At 64.2% G+C, this 15,742-nt stretch carries 15 protein-coding genes; 4 read left to right on the top strand and 11 right to left on the bottom strand.

Features of this window, described 5'->3' with window-relative positions:
- Positions 1-113: 113 nt before the first annotated feature.
- The gene (locus BUA41_RS18445) at positions 114-1,337 is read left to right on the top strand and encodes a CaiB/BaiF CoA transferase family protein (protein WP_072825641.1); all 1,224 of its coding nucleotides are present in this window, start codon (positions 114-116) and stop codon (positions 1,335-1,337) included.
- A 53-nt stretch (positions 1,338-1,390) separates the two neighbouring features.
- Here the strand turns inward: BUA41_RS18445 and phnE (BUA41_RS18440) are convergent, their stop codons facing one another.
- From phnE (BUA41_RS18440) to phnD, 4 genes are read right to left on the bottom strand one after another with little or no spacing between them, the layout of a single operon-like run.
- Positions 1,391-2,191: a phosphonate ABC transporter, permease protein PhnE gene (phnE, locus tag BUA41_RS18440; RefSeq protein ID WP_072825640.1), complete on the bottom strand. Its 801-nt coding sequence runs from the start codon at positions 2,189-2,191 to the stop codon at positions 1,391-1,393.
- 13 nt (positions 2,192-2,204) lie between these two features.
- On the bottom strand, positions 2,205-3,017 hold the full coding sequence (phnE, locus tag BUA41_RS18435) for a phosphonate ABC transporter, permease protein PhnE (protein ID WP_072825639.1): 813 nt from the start codon (positions 3,015-3,017) through the stop codon (positions 2,205-2,207).
- A complete protein-coding gene (phnC, locus tag BUA41_RS18430) occupies positions 3,014-3,805 on the bottom strand; it encodes a phosphonate ABC transporter ATP-binding protein (RefSeq protein WP_072825637.1) in 792 nt (263 codons plus the stop codon). Before phnC ends, phnE (BUA41_RS18435) begins: the two co-directional genes overlap by 4 nt.
- A gap of 11 nt (positions 3,806-3,816) precedes the next feature.
- Positions 3,817-4,731: a phosphate/phosphite/phosphonate ABC transporter substrate-binding protein gene (phnD, locus tag BUA41_RS18425; protein ID WP_139249182.1), complete on the bottom strand. Its 915-nt coding sequence runs from the start codon at positions 4,729-4,731 to the stop codon at positions 3,817-3,819.
- A 279-nt stretch (positions 4,732-5,010) separates the two neighbouring features.
- Here phnD and BUA41_RS18420 point away from each other — a divergent pair, with 279 nt between their 5' ends.
- Positions 5,011-5,802: an HAD-IIB family hydrolase gene (locus tag BUA41_RS18420; protein ID WP_072825636.1), complete on the top strand. Its 792-nt coding sequence runs from the start codon at positions 5,011-5,013 to the stop codon at positions 5,800-5,802.
- Between the two features lie 155 nt (positions 5,803-5,957).
- A complete protein-coding gene (locus tag BUA41_RS18415) occupies positions 5,958-7,928 on the top strand; it encodes a sulfatase-like hydrolase/transferase (RefSeq protein WP_072825635.1) in 1,971 nt (656 codons plus the stop codon).
- 22 nt (positions 7,929-7,950) lie between these two features.
- Here the strand turns inward: BUA41_RS18415 and vapC are convergent, their stop codons facing one another.
- From vapC to dctP, 7 genes are read right to left on the bottom strand one after another with little or no spacing between them, the layout of a single operon-like run.
- Positions 7,951-8,361 (bottom strand): type II toxin-antitoxin system tRNA(fMet)-specific endonuclease VapC, encoded by a 411-nt coding sequence (gene vapC / locus BUA41_RS18410; RefSeq protein ID WP_072825634.1) that lies wholly within the window; start codon positions 8,359-8,361, stop codon positions 7,951-7,953.
- Positions 8,361-8,591, bottom strand: a complete 231-nt coding sequence (gene vapB, locus BUA41_RS18405) for a type II toxin-antitoxin system VapB family antitoxin (RefSeq protein WP_072825633.1) — start codon at positions 8,589-8,591, stop codon at positions 8,361-8,363. The genes vapC and vapB overlap by 1 nt, the downstream gene beginning before the upstream one ends.
- A 59-nt stretch (positions 8,592-8,650) precedes the next feature.
- Positions 8,651-10,168 carry a malonate--CoA ligase gene (locus tag BUA41_RS18400; RefSeq protein WP_072825631.1) on the bottom strand — a complete coding sequence of 506 codons (1,518 nt, stop codon included), beginning with the start codon at positions 10,166-10,168 and terminating at the stop codon, positions 8,651-8,653.
- Complete coding sequence (locus BUA41_RS18395) at positions 10,165-11,526, bottom strand: malonyl-CoA decarboxylase (protein ID WP_072825629.1); 1,362 nt, start codon at positions 11,524-11,526, stop codon at positions 10,165-10,167. Before BUA41_RS18395 ends, BUA41_RS18400 begins: the two co-directional genes overlap by 4 nt.
- Before the next feature lie 24 nt (positions 11,527-11,550).
- Positions 11,551-12,876: a TRAP transporter large permease gene (locus tag BUA41_RS18390; protein ID WP_072825627.1), complete on the bottom strand. Its 1,326-nt coding sequence runs from the start codon at positions 12,874-12,876 to the stop codon at positions 11,551-11,553.
- A gap of 2 nt (positions 12,877-12,878) precedes the next feature.
- Entirely contained in the window at positions 12,879-13,400 is a 522-nt protein-coding gene (locus tag BUA41_RS18385) for a TRAP transporter small permease subunit (RefSeq protein ID WP_072825625.1), read from the bottom strand.
- 22 nt (positions 13,401-13,422) lie between these two features.
- Positions 13,423-14,421 (bottom strand): TRAP transporter substrate-binding protein DctP, encoded by a 999-nt coding sequence (gene dctP, locus BUA41_RS18380; RefSeq protein ID WP_072825623.1) that lies wholly within the window; start codon positions 14,419-14,421, stop codon positions 13,423-13,425.
- Between the two features lie 152 nt (positions 14,422-14,573).
- Here dctP and BUA41_RS18375 point away from each other — a divergent pair, with 152 nt between their 5' ends.
- A complete protein-coding gene (locus BUA41_RS18375) occupies positions 14,574-15,257 on the top strand; it encodes a GntR family transcriptional regulator (RefSeq protein WP_217652847.1) in 684 nt (227 codons plus the stop codon).
- Positions 15,258-15,742 lie beyond the last annotated feature (485 nt).

Genomic DNA, 15,742 nt, shown 5'->3' with positions numbered 1-15,742 from the left:
TCTGGGCTTTCGTAGGAGCTCGCTTCAGCGAGCGATGTGCCTTGCCACCTACGCCCCACAGCCATTCACGACAATCTGTGAAGAATCTTTTCTCGACACAAGGGTACGTAGTGATGAACAAGCCGCTCGAGGGCGTGCGCGTCCTGGATCTTTCGCGGGTGCTGGCCGGGCCCTGGTGCGGCCAGCAACTGGCCGATCTGGGCGCCGAGGTGATCAAGGTCGAGCGCCCGGGCAGTGGCGACGACACCCGTGGCTGGGGGCCGCCCTGGCTCTCCGGCACCCGGGAATCCGCCTACTTTCTCAGCACCAACCGCGGCAAGCGCTCCGTGGCGGTCAATCTCGCCGACCCCGAGGGCCAGGCCCTGATCCGCGAGCTGGTCGTGCAGTGCGACGTGCTGATCGAGAACTTCAAGGTCGGCGGTCTCAAGGCCTACGGACTCGATTACGAGAGCCTGAAGGCCGTCAAGCCGGACCTGATCTATTGCTCGATTACCGGGTTCGGCCAGGATGGTCCCTATGCGCACCGTGCCGGCTACGACTTCATGATCCAGGGCATGGGCGGGCTGATGAGCCTGACCGGCCAGCCCGAGGGAGCGCCGGGCAGCGAACCGATGAAGGTGGGTGTCGCCCTGACCGACATCTTCACCGGCATGTATGCGGCCAATGCCGTGCTCGCGGCGCTGCTCCAGCGTGAGCGTACCGGCCAGGGCGGCCATCTCGATCTGGCGCTGCTCGACGTGCAGGTGGGCGTGCTGGCCAATCAGGCGCTCAACTACCTCACCAGCGGCATACCACCGCGGCGCCTGGGCAACGCCCATCCCAACATCGTGCCCTACCAAGCCTTCCCGACGGCGGACGGCTACTTGATCATCACCGTCGGCAACGATAGCCAGTTCAGGCGGCTATGCCAGGTGCTTGGTCGACCGCACCTGGCCGATGACGAGCGCTTTGCCACCAATGCGGCCCGGGTCGAGTATCGTGAGCTGCTGGTGCCTGAAATCGCGGCCTGCCTGTTGGGCGCCCGCACGGACGACTGGCTGGCGAGCCTGGAGGCGGTCGGCGTGCCCTGCGGCCCGATCAATACCCTGGACCGGGTATTTCAGGACCCCCAGATACGCCATCGCGGCATGCAGTTGAGCATGACGCATCCCCAGTCGGGAGAGGTGGCGCTGGTCAGCAACCCCATTCGCATGAACGGTCAGCCGCTCAACGCCGACCTGCCGCCGCCCACCCTGGGCCAGCACAGCGGCGAGGTGCTCAAGGCGCTGGTGGGGCTGGACGACGAGACCCTGGCCGAGCTCGAGCGAAAAGGCGTGATCGGCGGGGCTTCCGACTGATCCGGTACCTTTCGACTGATCCACTTTCGAAAGCAGCTAGCCACCTCTAGACGCTAGATCACCTTCTTGCGCAACCAGGCGGCCAGTGCCTCGCCGGCGATCACCAGCACGATGATGGCCAGCAGGATGGTGGCCACGGTGCGCCAGTCCAGGGTGTCGATGGCGCCCTGCAGGATCACGCCGATGCCGCCGGCACCGACCAGGCCGAGCACCGTGGATTCGCGCAGGTTGATGTCCCAGCGCAGGATGCTGACGGCGAAGAAGGTCGGCACGACCTGAGGGACGATCGCATAGAGGATCACCTTGGCCCGGGAGGCGCCGGTGGCTTCCAGGGCCTCGACGGGTCGGCGGTCGATCTCTTCGATGGCTTCGCCCATCAGCTTGCCGAGGAATCCCAGGGAACGAAACATGATGGCGACGATGCCGGCGAGCACGCCGGGACCGAAGATTGCCACGAACAGCAGCGCCCAGATCAGGGTGTTCACCGAACGGCTGGAAACCAGGATGAACCGGCCCAGCCAGAGGGTCGCCCGGTTGGGGGTGGTGTTCTGGGCGGCGATGTAGGCCACCGGCAAGGATAGGAATACCGCAAAGAACGTGGCGATGGTGGCGATGTTGAGGGTCTCGATCAGCGCCCAGGTAATGGCACGAATAGAGGAGAAGTCCGGTGGCACCATGCGCCGGAAGAGATCCCCGATCTGGTTGGGGGCATCCCACACCCAGGGCCAGATGATGTCGATGGTGGCCAGGGACCAGGCCACTGCCAGCGCGACGGTGGCCAGGCCGGCAAGCCGCCCCCAGCGTTGGCGACGGGTGTGGCGCGACCAGGCGCGATCGGCGACGGATGGTTTCACCGGAGGCTCCTCTTCACCAGATATTCTTCCGGATACGCCCGCTGATGGCCTCGCTGACCAGGATGACCGCGATGATGACCAGGGTGATTGCCAGGGCGAAGTCGTAGTCGTAGCGACCGAAGGCGTTCATCAGCGTCGAGCCGATGCCACCGGCGCCGACGATGCCGACGACCGCGGAGGCGCGCAGGTTGCTGTCCAGTTGATAGATCGACAGCCCGATCTGACGCGGCATGATCTGGGGCAGCACGGCGAACTGCAGCACGGTGAAGTTGCCGGTGCCGGTGCTGCGCAGCGCCTCCACCTGTCCCCAGTCGATCTCCTCGATGCGCTCGGCGAGCATCTTGGCGACGAAGCCGATGGAGTAGATGGTCAGGGTCAGGATACCGGCCACGGGACCGAAGCCCACGGCCTTGACGAACAGGATGGCGACGATGACCGGATGAAAGCTGCGCGCCACGATGATCAGGACGCGGCCCAATAGATAGACCGGCAGGGGGGCGATGTTGCGTGCTGCCATGAAGGCGATGGGAACGCTCAGCGCCAGACCGAGCAGGGTGGCGAGGATGGCGATCTGCAGGCTCTCGAGAAAGCCCTTGAGGAGCAGGCCGCCGCGATCGAAGTTGGGTGGAAAGGCGCCACCGAAGATACGCCCGGCTCGCTCCATGCCTTCACTGATGCGCGCCCAGTCGAAGGGCAGGGTGCTGATCGCCCAGACGGCATAGACCGCAAAGCCGATCAGCAACCCCCAACGCAGCCAGGGGTTGGCGATGAAGGGGGCCTTGCGCCACTGGCGTGGTGTCGATGACGCCGTCGTGTCGCTGCTCATGTTGCTACCTTGTCGGTACTCGAGCGATGAGCGGACTCTTCCTCGTCTTCTGACGTGCCGCTGTACACCGCGTCCATGGCCTCCTGATCCAGATCGTCGGGTACGCCATCGAAGATGATGCGACCGAAGCGCATGCCGACGATGCGCTGGGTGAACTCCTTGGCCTCGCCGACGTTGTGGATATTGATCAGCACCGGCAGGTGCAGTTCGTCGGCCAGTTTCTGCAAAAGCTCCATGATCTGGCGCGAGGTGACCGGGTCCAGGGAGGCGGTGGGTTCGTCGGCGAGCAGGATGTCCGGGTCCTGCATCAGGGCGCGTACCACGCCGACACGCTGGCGTTCGCCCCCGGAGAGTTCGTCGGCGCGCTTGTTGGCATAGTGGGCGATGCCCACCCGCTCCATGAGCTGGAAGGCGCGTTCGATATCCTCCGCCGGGTAGCGGCGCAGGGCGGCGCGCCAGTAGGGGATGTAGCCCAGCCGCCCGCACTGCACGTTCTCCATGACCGTGAGCCGGTCGACCAGGTTGAAGCCCTGGAAGATCATGCCGATGCGTCGCCGCGCCCGCCGCAAGGGTTCCTTGCGCAGTGTGGTGAGCTCGGTCTCGTTGAGCAAGATGCTGCCCGAGGTCGGCTCGACCAGGCGGTTGATACAGCGCAGCAGGGTGCTCTTGCCGGCCCCGGAGGCGCCGATGATCGACACCACCGATTCGCCCGGCACCTCAAGGTCCAGATTCTTGAGCACCGGCTCGCCGTTGCCGTAGCGCTTGACCAGGCGGTTGATGCGAAGCATTCGGGCTTGCCTTATTCGATATTTTCGCGGGTATAGGTAATCCCGTTCGCTTCCTGAATATCCCGGATGACCTCCCAGTCTTCCTTGTAGCTGATGGGAACGAATTGGGTGACACCGCTGAACTCTTCACCCAGCGCCGTGCCCTGGAAGTCGAAGCTCATGAAGGCCTCCTTGATCTTCTCGGCGAGTTCGGGCTCGAGGTTGTGAGCGTGGGTATAGGAAGTGGTGGGGAAACGCTTCGACTCGAAGACGATCTTGACCTCCTCGGGATCGTAGAGGCCGCGATCGGCCATGCGATCGACCACTTCCGAGGCCACCGGGGCGGCATCGTAGTCCCCTGCGACCACGCCGAGCATGGACTGATCGTGGGAGCCGGAATAGACGACTTCGTAGTCCTCGCCGGGTACGATGCCCTGCTTGGGGAACAGCGCCCGGGGCGCCTGGTTGCCGGAATTGGAGGTGGGAGAGGTGTGGGCGACGCGCTTGCCCTCGAGGTCCCCGAGTTCGTCGATGCCGCTGTCCTTGCGGGTGTACACCTGCAGGGTGTAGCCGAAGTTGCCGTCCTCGGAACCCATGATGGCGAAGGGAACGGCGCCGGCCAGGTTGACGGCGAAGGGGGTCGGGCCGGTGGAGAACCCGGCGATGTGGATACGGTTGCTGCGCATGGCCTCGATCTCGGCGGAGTTCGACTGCACCGCGAAGAAGCGCACCTCCTTGCCGGTCTCCTCGGCCAGGTGCTCGATGAACGGTTCCCAGATGTCGGCGTAGATGGCCGGGTCCTCGACCGGGGTATAGGCAAAGATCAGCGTATCGGGGTCGAGAAGTTTCGAGGGGTCGCTGGGCGTGTCGGCCACCAGGTCGTTGTCGGCGTCGCAGTACATGGGCGCCAGCGCGCCGCGATTGGGGCACTCCTCTTCCGCGGCCATGAGGGATGCCGCCGGGAATAGCAGGGCACCGATGGCGGCCGCCAGGGTCAGCCGGCGGCTGTGTGGCACATGGTCGCGAATCGAGGTCGGGCTGGGTGTCTTGGTCGACATGGCGTGAGCTCCTTGTCCCTTGTTGGGTTTGTTATCGGGCCGGGCTATCAAGGCATACTCATTGAGCGTAAGCAGCAACCGCAATAACTTCAATTAACCCAAGGGCGTATAGACGTTTCCTGACCAACTCAATAAGCGTTCCCTGAAGCTCAACCAGGAGAGAACAGCATGCCCCGTTTCACCGATGCCGACCCCGAACTGCTGGCTCGGGTCGATACCGTGCTCACCGATGTCGACGATACCCTGACCCGCCATGGCAAGCTGTCGGCGACGACGCTGGGGGCCATGGCCGATCTGATGGCCGCCGGCATCCGGGTGATTCCCGTCACCGGCGGCTGTGCCGGCTGGTGCGATCATATCGTCCGAGCCTGGCCGGTCGCGGCGGTCATCGGCGAGAGCGGGGCGTTTCGTTTCCGTCTCGACGAACGCGGTCGACTCGAACGCCATTTCATACGCCCGTTGGCGGAACTCCAGGACGAGCAGCGTCGTCTGCTGGCGATCGCCGAACAGGCCTTGCAGCAGGTGCCCGAGGCGCGGCTGGCGGCGGACCAGCCTTACCGCCTGGCCGACGTGGCCATCGATCATGCCCAGGATGTGGGGCCGCTGGGGGCGGAGAGTGTCGCTACGCTGATCGGGCTGTTTGGCGAGGCCGGAGCGAGCGCCCGGGCCAGCTCGATTCACGTCAACGCCTGGTTCGGCGATCACGACAAGGCCGCCATGGCGACGCGTCTGCTCGTGGAGGACATGGGGATCGATGGCGAGGCGCGTGAGCGACGCGTGTTGTTCATCGGCGATGCGCCCAATGACGAGCCGCTGTTCCGGGATATTCCCCTGAGTGTCGGCGTCGCCAATGTCACGCCGCATCTCGACCGTATGACCCATCACCCGCGCTGGCTGTGTGAGGCCAGCCACGGCGAAGGTTTCGTCGAAATGGCCCGGGGGTTGTTGGCGGCACGTTGACGGGGCATCTTCCGAGGTATCGTGAGCGTCCTTGGTTGCGACCTTTTTATTAGTGTTGCCTCTCCAGAATGTGTCATTCTGTTAAACATGTCATGACGATGACGGAACGATGACCGAGCAGGGAAAGCCGGTCGCGGCACAGGAAGCCCGCTCCAATGAAAAGTCAGCCACTTCTTGTCAGGAATCGGCAAGGCTGGTTCCTGGCATTTATCTCTATTGTCGTGTTCGCCGCTGGCGCCCTGGCCTATTTCCATTGGCCGGGGTCGCTGAATCCTCTGGATGTCGACGACGCCATCGACGCGCTTGTCGACTGGCACGCCTTCGGGGCCCTGGTGGTGCTGGGGTTGGTGGTGTTGATCCTCTCGACGCGCTCGGCGTCGATGATCGTTCTCGGCCTCTTCGGTTTCGTCTATATCCTGTTCTGGGGCGTCTGGCTCGTGGCGGACATGATGACCGGCGTGGGCATCAATCAGTCCGTGCTGTTTCATTTCTTCAGTGGCACCGAGGGCGCGGATTACAGCCAGTTCTGGCGAGAGATCCTGGTATTCGCGGGCTTCGTGGCCCTGGCGCTGGCATCGCTCGTCCTGCCGGTGCTGAAAATCCGGCGGCATAGGCGGCACCCGCGAACGCCACGCCGCTCCAGCGCCCGCAGCATCATGGCTTCCCTGGCGCTGGGCGGCCTGCTGGTGGGAACGGGTTGGCTGGCTTCCCCCTGGCATCGGGACCTGATGGCCCTGACCCGGACCTATTCCCTGCTCGACGGCGACCAGGAGAGGCGGCTGGAGGCGCTCTACGACACCGATCGCCGCACGGTGAGTCGCGACAAGAACCTGGTCGTGCTCTACCTGGAGAGTTTCGAGGCGACCTACTTCGATGAGCGCCTGTTTCCTGACCTGCTTCCGGAGCTTCGCGAGCTGCGCCAGGCGTCGACCCATTTCTCGGGCATCGCGCAGACGCCCGGTGCCGGCTGGACGATTGCCGGTCTGGTGAATACCCAATGCGGTCTGCCGCTGGTCACCCCGGGGGCCGGGGGCAACGACATGGGGCGCGTCGAGCGCTTCCTGCCCAAGGCAAAATGCCTGGCTGAATACCTTGGCGAAAATGGCTTCGAGACGGTTTACATGGGAGGGGCCTCGGGCGAGTTTGCCGGCAAGGACCGCTTCCTGACCCAGCATGGCTTCGACATCGTGCGTGACAAGCACTATTTCCAGGAGTGGCAGGACGCGACCCACAGCGAGTTTTCCGGCTGGGGCGCCTACGACGACGAATTGCTGGAGCGGACCTACGCGGAGTTCGTCGAGCTATCGAAGCAGGACACACCCTTTGCCCTGTTCGCCTTGACCATGGACACCCACCACCCCCATGGCCACCTGTCGCCCAGTTGCGAAGGGGTTCGCTACCGCGATGGCGAGATCCGCACGCTCAATGCGCTGCATTGCGCGGACCGGCTGGTGGCGCGCTTCATCGAGCGGGTCCGCCGCTCGCCTTATTACGCCGACACGCGGCTGGTGGTGCTCTCGGATCACCTGGCCATGGTCAACGATGCCAAGGAACTGATCGATCGGGCGGACAAGCGGGAAAACCTGCTGATGCTCTTCGATAGCGACGTGGCACCGGGGGAGCGCCGGGTGCAGGGCACCATGCTCGACGTGGGCGCCACGCTCCTGAGCCTGATGAAGGCCGATCGCACCGCCCTGGGATTCGGACGGTCGCTGCTCGAGCAACCCATGCCCACGACCCGCAGCTACACGGCGGACTACTACACCACCGGCGACGTCACGGAGTATCTGAGCTTTGCCCGCGGCCTGTGGGACATGCCGACGGTGTTCGGCGAGATCCGCAGCAACGGCAAGGGCGTGCTGCTGGGCGACAACCGGCTCGAGGCGCCTTTCTTCTCGGTGCTCAACGAACACAACAAGGTGGTGGAGCTGTACTTCCACAACTTCGCCGAGCATATCGACGGCCTCAAGGAAGGGGCTCGCTACCTGTACGCCCTGGAATGCGAGGAATCCCTGCGCGGAGACAGCGCCGGCGTCTGCCTGGTCTCGGGCTTGAAGGGGGCCGGCGAGCGGGTGTTTTCCTCGACGGAACTGATTGATGGAATCCTGGCGGCGGATATCCTTTGAACCCGGCGGTCTACCGCATGGCTCAATCGCCGGTAATGGACCAGTCTTCTACTCTCAGTCCTGGAACGCGCTCGAATTCACGAACATTATTGGTGACCACTACCAGGCCCAATGAACGGGCGTGCCCGGCGATCATCGGGTCATAGGGACCAATGGGCTTGCCCGCCTTGTCCAGTTCGGCACGCAGTTGCCCGGTATGGGCTGCGGCATCGCTGTCATAGTGCAGCACCTCGAGACGTGCCGCGAACCCTTCGACGACGTGTAGATTCCGTTCGGGATTGCTCGATTTCTCCGCGCCATAAATCAGCTCCATGAGTGTCACGGTGCTGATGCAGAGCTGCTCATGGTGTCGTTTGAATGCCTCTCGAACCTGGGGCGGCTTGTTCTTGATGGTGTAGATACAGATGTTGGTGTCCAGCATGTACTTGAGCATCAAAGCGCCTCGCGCCGCTGCTCGGTCGGCTGATCACGCTCGGTGAGAAAGTCCGCAGTGACACCCTCTTCATCGAACCAGCTGTCCCAGGCGTCGCCGGCGGGGGTGATGAGTCGCGTGCGGCCAATGACGATGACATCGACGCGCTTCACTTCATCCGGAAAGGCAACGGCCTTGGGCAGGCGGACTGCCTGACTGCGGTTGGATTGGAATACAGAGCCTTGCGCCATGATGGCTACCTCGGGAGATACTTGACGTATATCCCATGCTATCACCAGTCTGAAACGGTTCAAGTGTAAATATCGGCATACCGCTCGCGCAGCTGGTTCTTCTGCACCTTGCCCATGGTATTGCGCGGCAGGCTGTCGACGAAGAACACCCGCTTGGGCTGCTTGTAGCGGGCGAGGCGGCCCTCGAGAGCCTTCAGTACCCCTTCTTCCTGCAGGGACGCGCCGGGTCGGGGCACCACGATGGCCGTCACTCCCTCGCCGAAGTCCGGGTGCGGTACCCCGATCACCGCGGATTCGACGACCGCCTCCATCTCGTCGATGACTTGCTCCACCTCCTTGGGATAGACGTTGTAGCCGCCGGAGATCACCAGGTCCTTGTCGCGCCCGACGATATGGACGTAGCCCCGCTCGTCGATCATTGCCAGGTCGCCGGTGATGAAGAAGCCGTCCTCGAGCAGTTCCTCCCGGGTCTTGTCCGGCATGCCCCAGTAGCCGATGAACACGTTGGGGCCACGCACCTCGAGAATGCCGATCTCGCCCTGGGGCAGGATCTCGCGGCTGTCCCGATCGACGACGCGCACCTCGACGCCCGGGAGCGGCATGCCCACGGTGCCGGCGATGCGCTCGCCGTCGTAGGGGTTCGAGGTGTTCATGTTGGTCTCGGTCATGCCGTAGCGTTCGAGGATGGCGTGGCCGGTGCGCTGCTCGAAGGCCTGATGGGTCTCGGCGGTGAGCGGCGCGGAGCCCGAGGTGAACAGGCGCATGTTGGCGGTCAGTTCCGGCGTCAGGCGCTTGTCCTGCAGCAGGCGGGTATAGAAGGTCGGCACGCCCATCATGGTGGTGCCTCGCGGCAATTCGTCGATGAGGGTGTCGAGATCGAAGCGTGGCAGGAAGAGCATGCTGGCGCCGGCCATCAGCACCACGTTGCAGGCGACGAACAGCCCATGGGTATGGAAGATCGGCAGGGCGTGAATCAGGCGGTCGCTCTCCGTGAAGCGCCAAGCACGGGTCAGGGCCTCCGCGTTGGAAGCCAGGTTGCGATGGGTCAGCATCGCGCCCTTGGAACGCCCGGTGGTACCGGAGGTGTAGAGGATGGCGGCCAGGTCATCGGTCTCCCGAGGTTCGACCGAATCCCAGGGCGTGGCCTTGCGGGCGAGTTCCATCAGTTCGCCGTCGGCCCGTCGGCCGAGGGTGGTCACCCGCGGGCTGTCGCGATGGGTGGCGATGCGCCAGGCGGCCTCGAGGTTTTCCGGTCGACAGACGAAAAGCGCGGGCTTGGCATCCTTCAGGAAATAGTCGATTTCCTCTGCCGTATAGCCCGTATTGAGGGGCAGGTAGACGCCGCCCATGCGCAGGCAGGCAAGATAGAGCAGGATGGCCTCGGGGCTCTTGTCGACCTGCACGGCCACGCGATCCCCGGGTTCGACACCCAGCGAGCGCAGGGCACCGGCCAGATGCGCGCTCTCTTCCAGGGCTTCGGCATAGGAGTAGCCCCGGCCCTTGCGTGTCGTGATGAAGTCGGCATCGCCGCGTGCCCGCATGCGGTCTGCGAAGGTGTCGAACAGGTTGTGGCTCATTTCGCGGTCTCTCCCTTGAGCAGTTTGCGGGCACGCCGACCGAGATCGCGCACGCTCGACGAGCTGGCGATGGTCGCGTTGGTGGTGTATTGCTCGTGGTTGCGTTCGATCTCCTCGAGCACGTAGAGGTAGTTGACCATCAGGCCCGCGGACTGGCGCAGCCCCTTGGTCGAGGTGTCGCCCAGCCAGTTGATGCGATGCAGTTGGGCGCCATTGCCGAGGTGGAAGCGCGACACTGCGTTCAGGGGCAGGCCCTTGGCGTTCTTTTCCTTGAGCAGGTAGTGCGCCGCCAGCGGCATGATCACGCCCTTGAGTCGTTCGGCCCGAGCGGCATCGAGATGCCAGTCGGGATCGCCCAGATGTTCCAGGGCCTCGGCCGCGTCCGGCTCGAGGGGGCTGTCGGGGTCGTCGTGCTGGGCTTCCAGCCACTCCCGGAATCCCGGTACCGGCGATAGCGTGACGAAGTGGCGCAGGCTGGGCAGTTCCTGCTTGAGTTCCTGGACCACCTGCTTGATCAGGAAGTTGCCGAAGGAGATGCCCCGCAGGCCGGTCTGGCAGTTGCTGATGCCGAAGAAGGCCGCGGTATCCGCGGACTCGGGATCGTCGATCTCGTAGTGGTCGCTGGCCAGGATGGCCTGAATCTGGTCCGGAAGCCCCTGGCACAGGGCGACCTCGACGAAGATCAGCGGTTCGTCGCCGATGGCCGGATGGAAGAAGGCGAAGCAGCGCCGGTCCCGGGCATCCAGGCGCCGACGCAGGTCATCCCAGTCGCGGATCTCGTGTACCGCCTCGTAGCGGATGATCTTCTCCAGGATTACCGCCGGGGTGTTCCAGTCGATGCGCTTGAGCACCAGGAAGCCACGATTGAACCAGGAGCCGAAAAGATGCGCGAAATCTGCGTCGATGGCTTTCAGTTGCGGGGAATCGCGCAGCGCGGCAAGCAGGTCCTCGCGCATGTGCACCAGCTCGTGGGTGCCGCCGCTGGGCAGGTTGAGGCGGCGCAGCAGCTCCTGGCGACGAGGCTCGCAGGCGATGAACAGGGTGTTGAGTGCCTGGTTGTCCCGGGAGTCGCGATAGGCTTCATAGGCCCGGTCGATGCGTTCGGGGTCGGCGGAAAAGTCTGTGGCCAGGTGCGCGAAGAAGCGCTGCTTTTCCTCTCGATCGAGGCGCGAGTAGATCTCCAGGGCGCGGCTGGCCAGGGCGATGCTCGAGGCCTCGCCATCGCTTTCCAGCAGTGCCTGGCAGGCACCGATCAGATGGCGATGGCTGACTTCTGTTCGCACCCCGGAGCGGCGCCTGAGCAGCGCATCGCGCTGGGTAATGGTGCTGAACAGTTCCTGCAAAAAGCTCATGTTCATCTTGGTCGGCCTTGTCGTTGACGATCAGCTATCGATGATCAAGTCGGGCAACCAGGTGGCGATACCCGGGAAGAAGCACAGCAACACGATGCCCAGTACCATGCACAGCGCGTAGGGGAGGCTGCCCAGCAGGATGTCGCGCAAGGCGATATCCGGCGCGATGCCCTTGATGATGAACAGGTTGAGGCCCACCGGCGGGGTGATCAGGCCGATTTCCAGGTTGATGGTCAACACCACGGCGAACCAGTAGGGGTCGAAGTCCGCCGCCAGGATGATCGGCAGCAGGATCGGCGCGGTCATCACGATCACCGCCACCGGCGGCAGGAAGAAGCCCGCCACCAGCAGGAAGAGATTGATGATGCCCATCAGCACCCAGCGGTTCACCTCCAGGTCGGCGATGGCCCCGGCCACCGTCTGGGTGATGAACAGCGAGGAAAGGGCGAAGGCGAAGACCTCGGCGGTGGCAATGATCAGCATGATCATCACGCTCTCGCTCAAGGCGTCGCGCATGACGGTCTTGAGCGGTTTCACCTGCCACATGCGGTAGACGAGAATGGCTAGGGCCAGACACAGGAAGGCCCCGGCGCCAGCCGCCTCGGAGGGCGTGGCGACCCCGCCGTAGAGGGCGAAGAGGATGCCGGTGACCACGGCGATGAAGGGCAGCACGCGCACCAGCGCCTTGAGGTTGCTCTCGACGTTCCCCTTGACGCTGGCCGCGGCCTCCGCCATGGGGTTGCCGTAGCCGCCCGCCAGCTTGCAGGCGATCAGCGTCCAGGCCATGAACAGGCCGGCCAGCATCAGCCCGGGCAGCGCACCGGCGATGAACAGTCGGCCGATGGAAGTCTCGGTGGAGATGCCGTAGACGATCATGGTCACCGAGGGCGGAATGAGAATGCCCAGGGTACCGCCGGCGGCGATGCACCCGGCGGCGACCCCATCCGGGTAGCCGCGCTTGCGCATCTCGGGAATGCCCAGCTTGCCGATCGCCGCGCTGGTGGCCGGCGACGATCCGGACAGGGCGGCGAAGATCGAGCAGGCGCCGATGTTGGAGATCGCCAGTCCACCGGGCATCCTGCCCAGCCACAGGTCGAGGGAGCGATAGAGGTCGCGTCCGGTGGGCGAGGAAGCCACCGCCGCGCCCATCAGGATGAACATCGGAATGGCGACGAAGCCGAAGGAGGCGATGTTGCCGAAGAAGGTCTCGCCGAAGTAGACCAGCTCGCCCATGCCTCTCTCGAGGACCAGGGCGCCCAGGGCGACGGCGCCGAGGGCGAAGGCGATGGGCGTGCCGATGGCCATCAGCACGAACAGGGCGACGACGACCAGAATGCCGCTGGTGACTGGATCCATGCTCAAGACTCCCGACGAAAGATTTCCGCCACGTATTGCAGCGAGAGCAGACTGATCCCGATCGCCAGGGGCAGCAGGGCGGGCCAGAGGGGCGGGTTCCACACCGTGCCCGTGGTCCAGCCCAGATGATAGGCCTCGAGGAAGTAGTGCCAGCCGCTGTAGGCCAGGGCGACACAGAAGGCCAGCCCGACCAGGGCGGAAAGCAGGTACATGGCCTTCCTGATCCAGCCGCCCAGCGCATCCGGCAGCACGGTGACCGCGACATGGCCGCCGTTCATGAGCACATACGGCGCGCCGAGCAGCATGGCCCCGGTGACCGAGTAGATCGCGAACTCGGTCTGCCAGATGGTGCTCTGGCCCAGCACGTAACGCATGAAGATCATGTGGCACACCGCCAGCACGCCCGCCAGCAGCAGGCTACCGGCGATGACGGCGACGGCACTCGACAGCGCATCCATCAGCCGAATGTAGCCGAGTATCGCGATCCGGCCGGGCGTCAGCGCCCGGCTTGAGTCTTGAGCCATGAGATGCCCCTCGCCAATTGGATCATTCGACGGCCAGGGCCGCATCGATCAACGCCTGCCCATCGGGAACGTTCTCGGCGAAGGTCTTGTAGGAACTCTGCTGGGCGATATCCAGCCAGGCCTGGTAGTTCTCGGGTGACATGGTGACCACCTCGACACCGTTCTCCTTGAATACCTCCACCAGCTTCTGGTCGAGGGCCTCGGCCTCGTTGGCGAAGTACTCCTCGGCCTTCTGGCCGGCTTCGGTCAGTGCCTGCTGCTGCGCTTCGTTCAGCCGGCTCCAGCTCTGCTCGGAGATCAGGATGGGTTCGTACATGAACCACAGGGCGTTTTCCCCGGGCGCGGTGAGGCAGGTGACCTGCTCGTAGATGCGATAGGAGACGAACGAGCCGGACGAGGTGTTGGCACCGTCGAGGACGCCGGTCTGCATGGCGGTATAGATTTCCGAGGAGGGCATCGAGGCGATCGAGGCCCCGGCGGTGGCCAGCATTTCATCGAAGGCCGGGCCGGCGGCGCGCATGGTCTGCCCGTCCACGGTATCCGGCGAGGTGATGCAGCGCATGTTCGAGGCGAAGCCGCCGGCAAGCCAGGCATCCGCCAGCACCCGCGCCCCGGCCTCGTTGATCACCTCCTTGATCATGTCCATGAACTCGGAGTCGTTGAGACGCTGGGCGCGGTCATGGCTGCGCACCAGGCCCGGCATCAGGGTGGCCGAGAACTCGGGATGCCGGCCACTGGCGTAATCCAGCGGCAGGGCCGTCATGTCGAGGCGACCGCGCACCAGCGCGGCCCACTGCTCCTTCGCCTTGAACAGGGACTGGCCGGGGTAGACCTGAATCCTCAGGTCGACGTCGGCCTCTTCTACCGACTTAGCCATCAACTGAACCATTTCGTCGCGGACATCGCCCTGGCCGCCCGGGAACTGGTGGGAGGCGCGGAGCACGGTCTCGGCGCTGACAGAGGTGCTGAAGGCGAGGGTCAGGGCAGCGGCGGTGACGGCGTTGGCGAGCTGGTGTTTCATGGGATTCTCCCGGTCTATTGTTTTTGTGAAATATATATCATGCTCTATGATGTATACATCACTAGGCAGCCGTCAGCGATGTGTCAAACCCATGACGCCTAGACAAACGTCGCATACTCTCGACGGCGGCTGGATGAACCGGGGAAGCAAGCGTGAGTAACCTGAAACGATCGAACGCCCAGCAGCTCAAGGAGTCGCTGGAAAATGACATCCTCAACGGGCGGCTGTCGCCCGGGGCGAGGCTCGATCCCGAGGAGCTGGGCAGGACCTTTCAGGTCTCCCGTACCCCGGTGAGGGAAGCGATACAGCAGCTGGTCGCCAGCGGACTCGTCACGGTATCGCCGAAGAAGGGCACCTTCGTCGCCCAGGTGGGCATCGAACAGCTGATCGAGATGTTCGAGGTCATGGCCGAGCTGGAAGGAATGTGCGGGCGCCTGGCGGCGCGGCGCATCACCGGGCGGGAACTGACGGCCCTCAGGGAGGCCCTGGCACGCTGCGAGGCGGCGGCGGAGCAGGGCGATCCGGACGAGTACTACCACGAGAACGAAACCTTTCACCAGTGCATCTACGCGGCGAGTCACAACGGCTTCCTGGCGACGGAGGCGCGACAACTCAAGCAGCGCCTGACGCCCTATCGTCGATTGCAGTTGCAGGTGCGTCACCGCATCGGCAGCTCCCTGGAGGAGCATCGCCTGATCGTCGAAGCGATCGAGGCCGGGGACGCCGCTCGAGCCGAGCGCTGTCTACGCGAGCATGTGGTGATTCAGGGGGAGCGTTTCGGGGATTTTGTCTCGAGCGTCAAGCAGTTTGGAGAGCAGCAGCGGGTGGGCGGTTGAAAAGGATCTTCACGGATCGCCGTGAATGGCTGCGGGGTGGTAGGAGCCCGATTCATCGGGCGATTCCGGCTAACCCCTCGCTCGCTGAAGCGAGCTCCCACGAAAGCCCAGATCTCGGGTCTGGTAGGAGCCCGATTCATCGGACGATTCTGGCCAACCCCCCGCTCGCTGAAGCGAGCTCCCACAAAAGCCCAGATTTCGGGTCTGGTAGGAGCCCGATGCATCGGGCGATTCTGGCCAACTCCTCGCTCGCTGAAGCGAGCTCCCACAAAAGCCCAGATCTCGGGTCTGTTAGGAGCCCGATTCATCGGGCGATTCCGGCCAACCCCCCGCTCGCTGAAGCAAGCTCCCACAAAAGCCCAGATTTCGGGTGCTGGTGGGGGGCCCGATTCATCGGGCGATTCTGGCCAACCCCTCGCTCGCTGAAGCGAGCTCCTACAAAAGCCCAGATCTCGGGTGCTGGTGGGGGGCCCGACTCATCGGGC

Source organism: Modicisalibacter ilicicola DSM 19980 (genome assembly GCF_900128925.1).
In the GTDB taxonomy this organism is placed as follows: domain Bacteria; phylum Pseudomonadota; class Gammaproteobacteria; order Pseudomonadales; family Halomonadaceae; genus Modicisalibacter; species Modicisalibacter ilicicola.
Note: the sequence above shows the minus strand (reverse complement) of the source record. Positions and strands in the feature narration are given on the sequence as shown.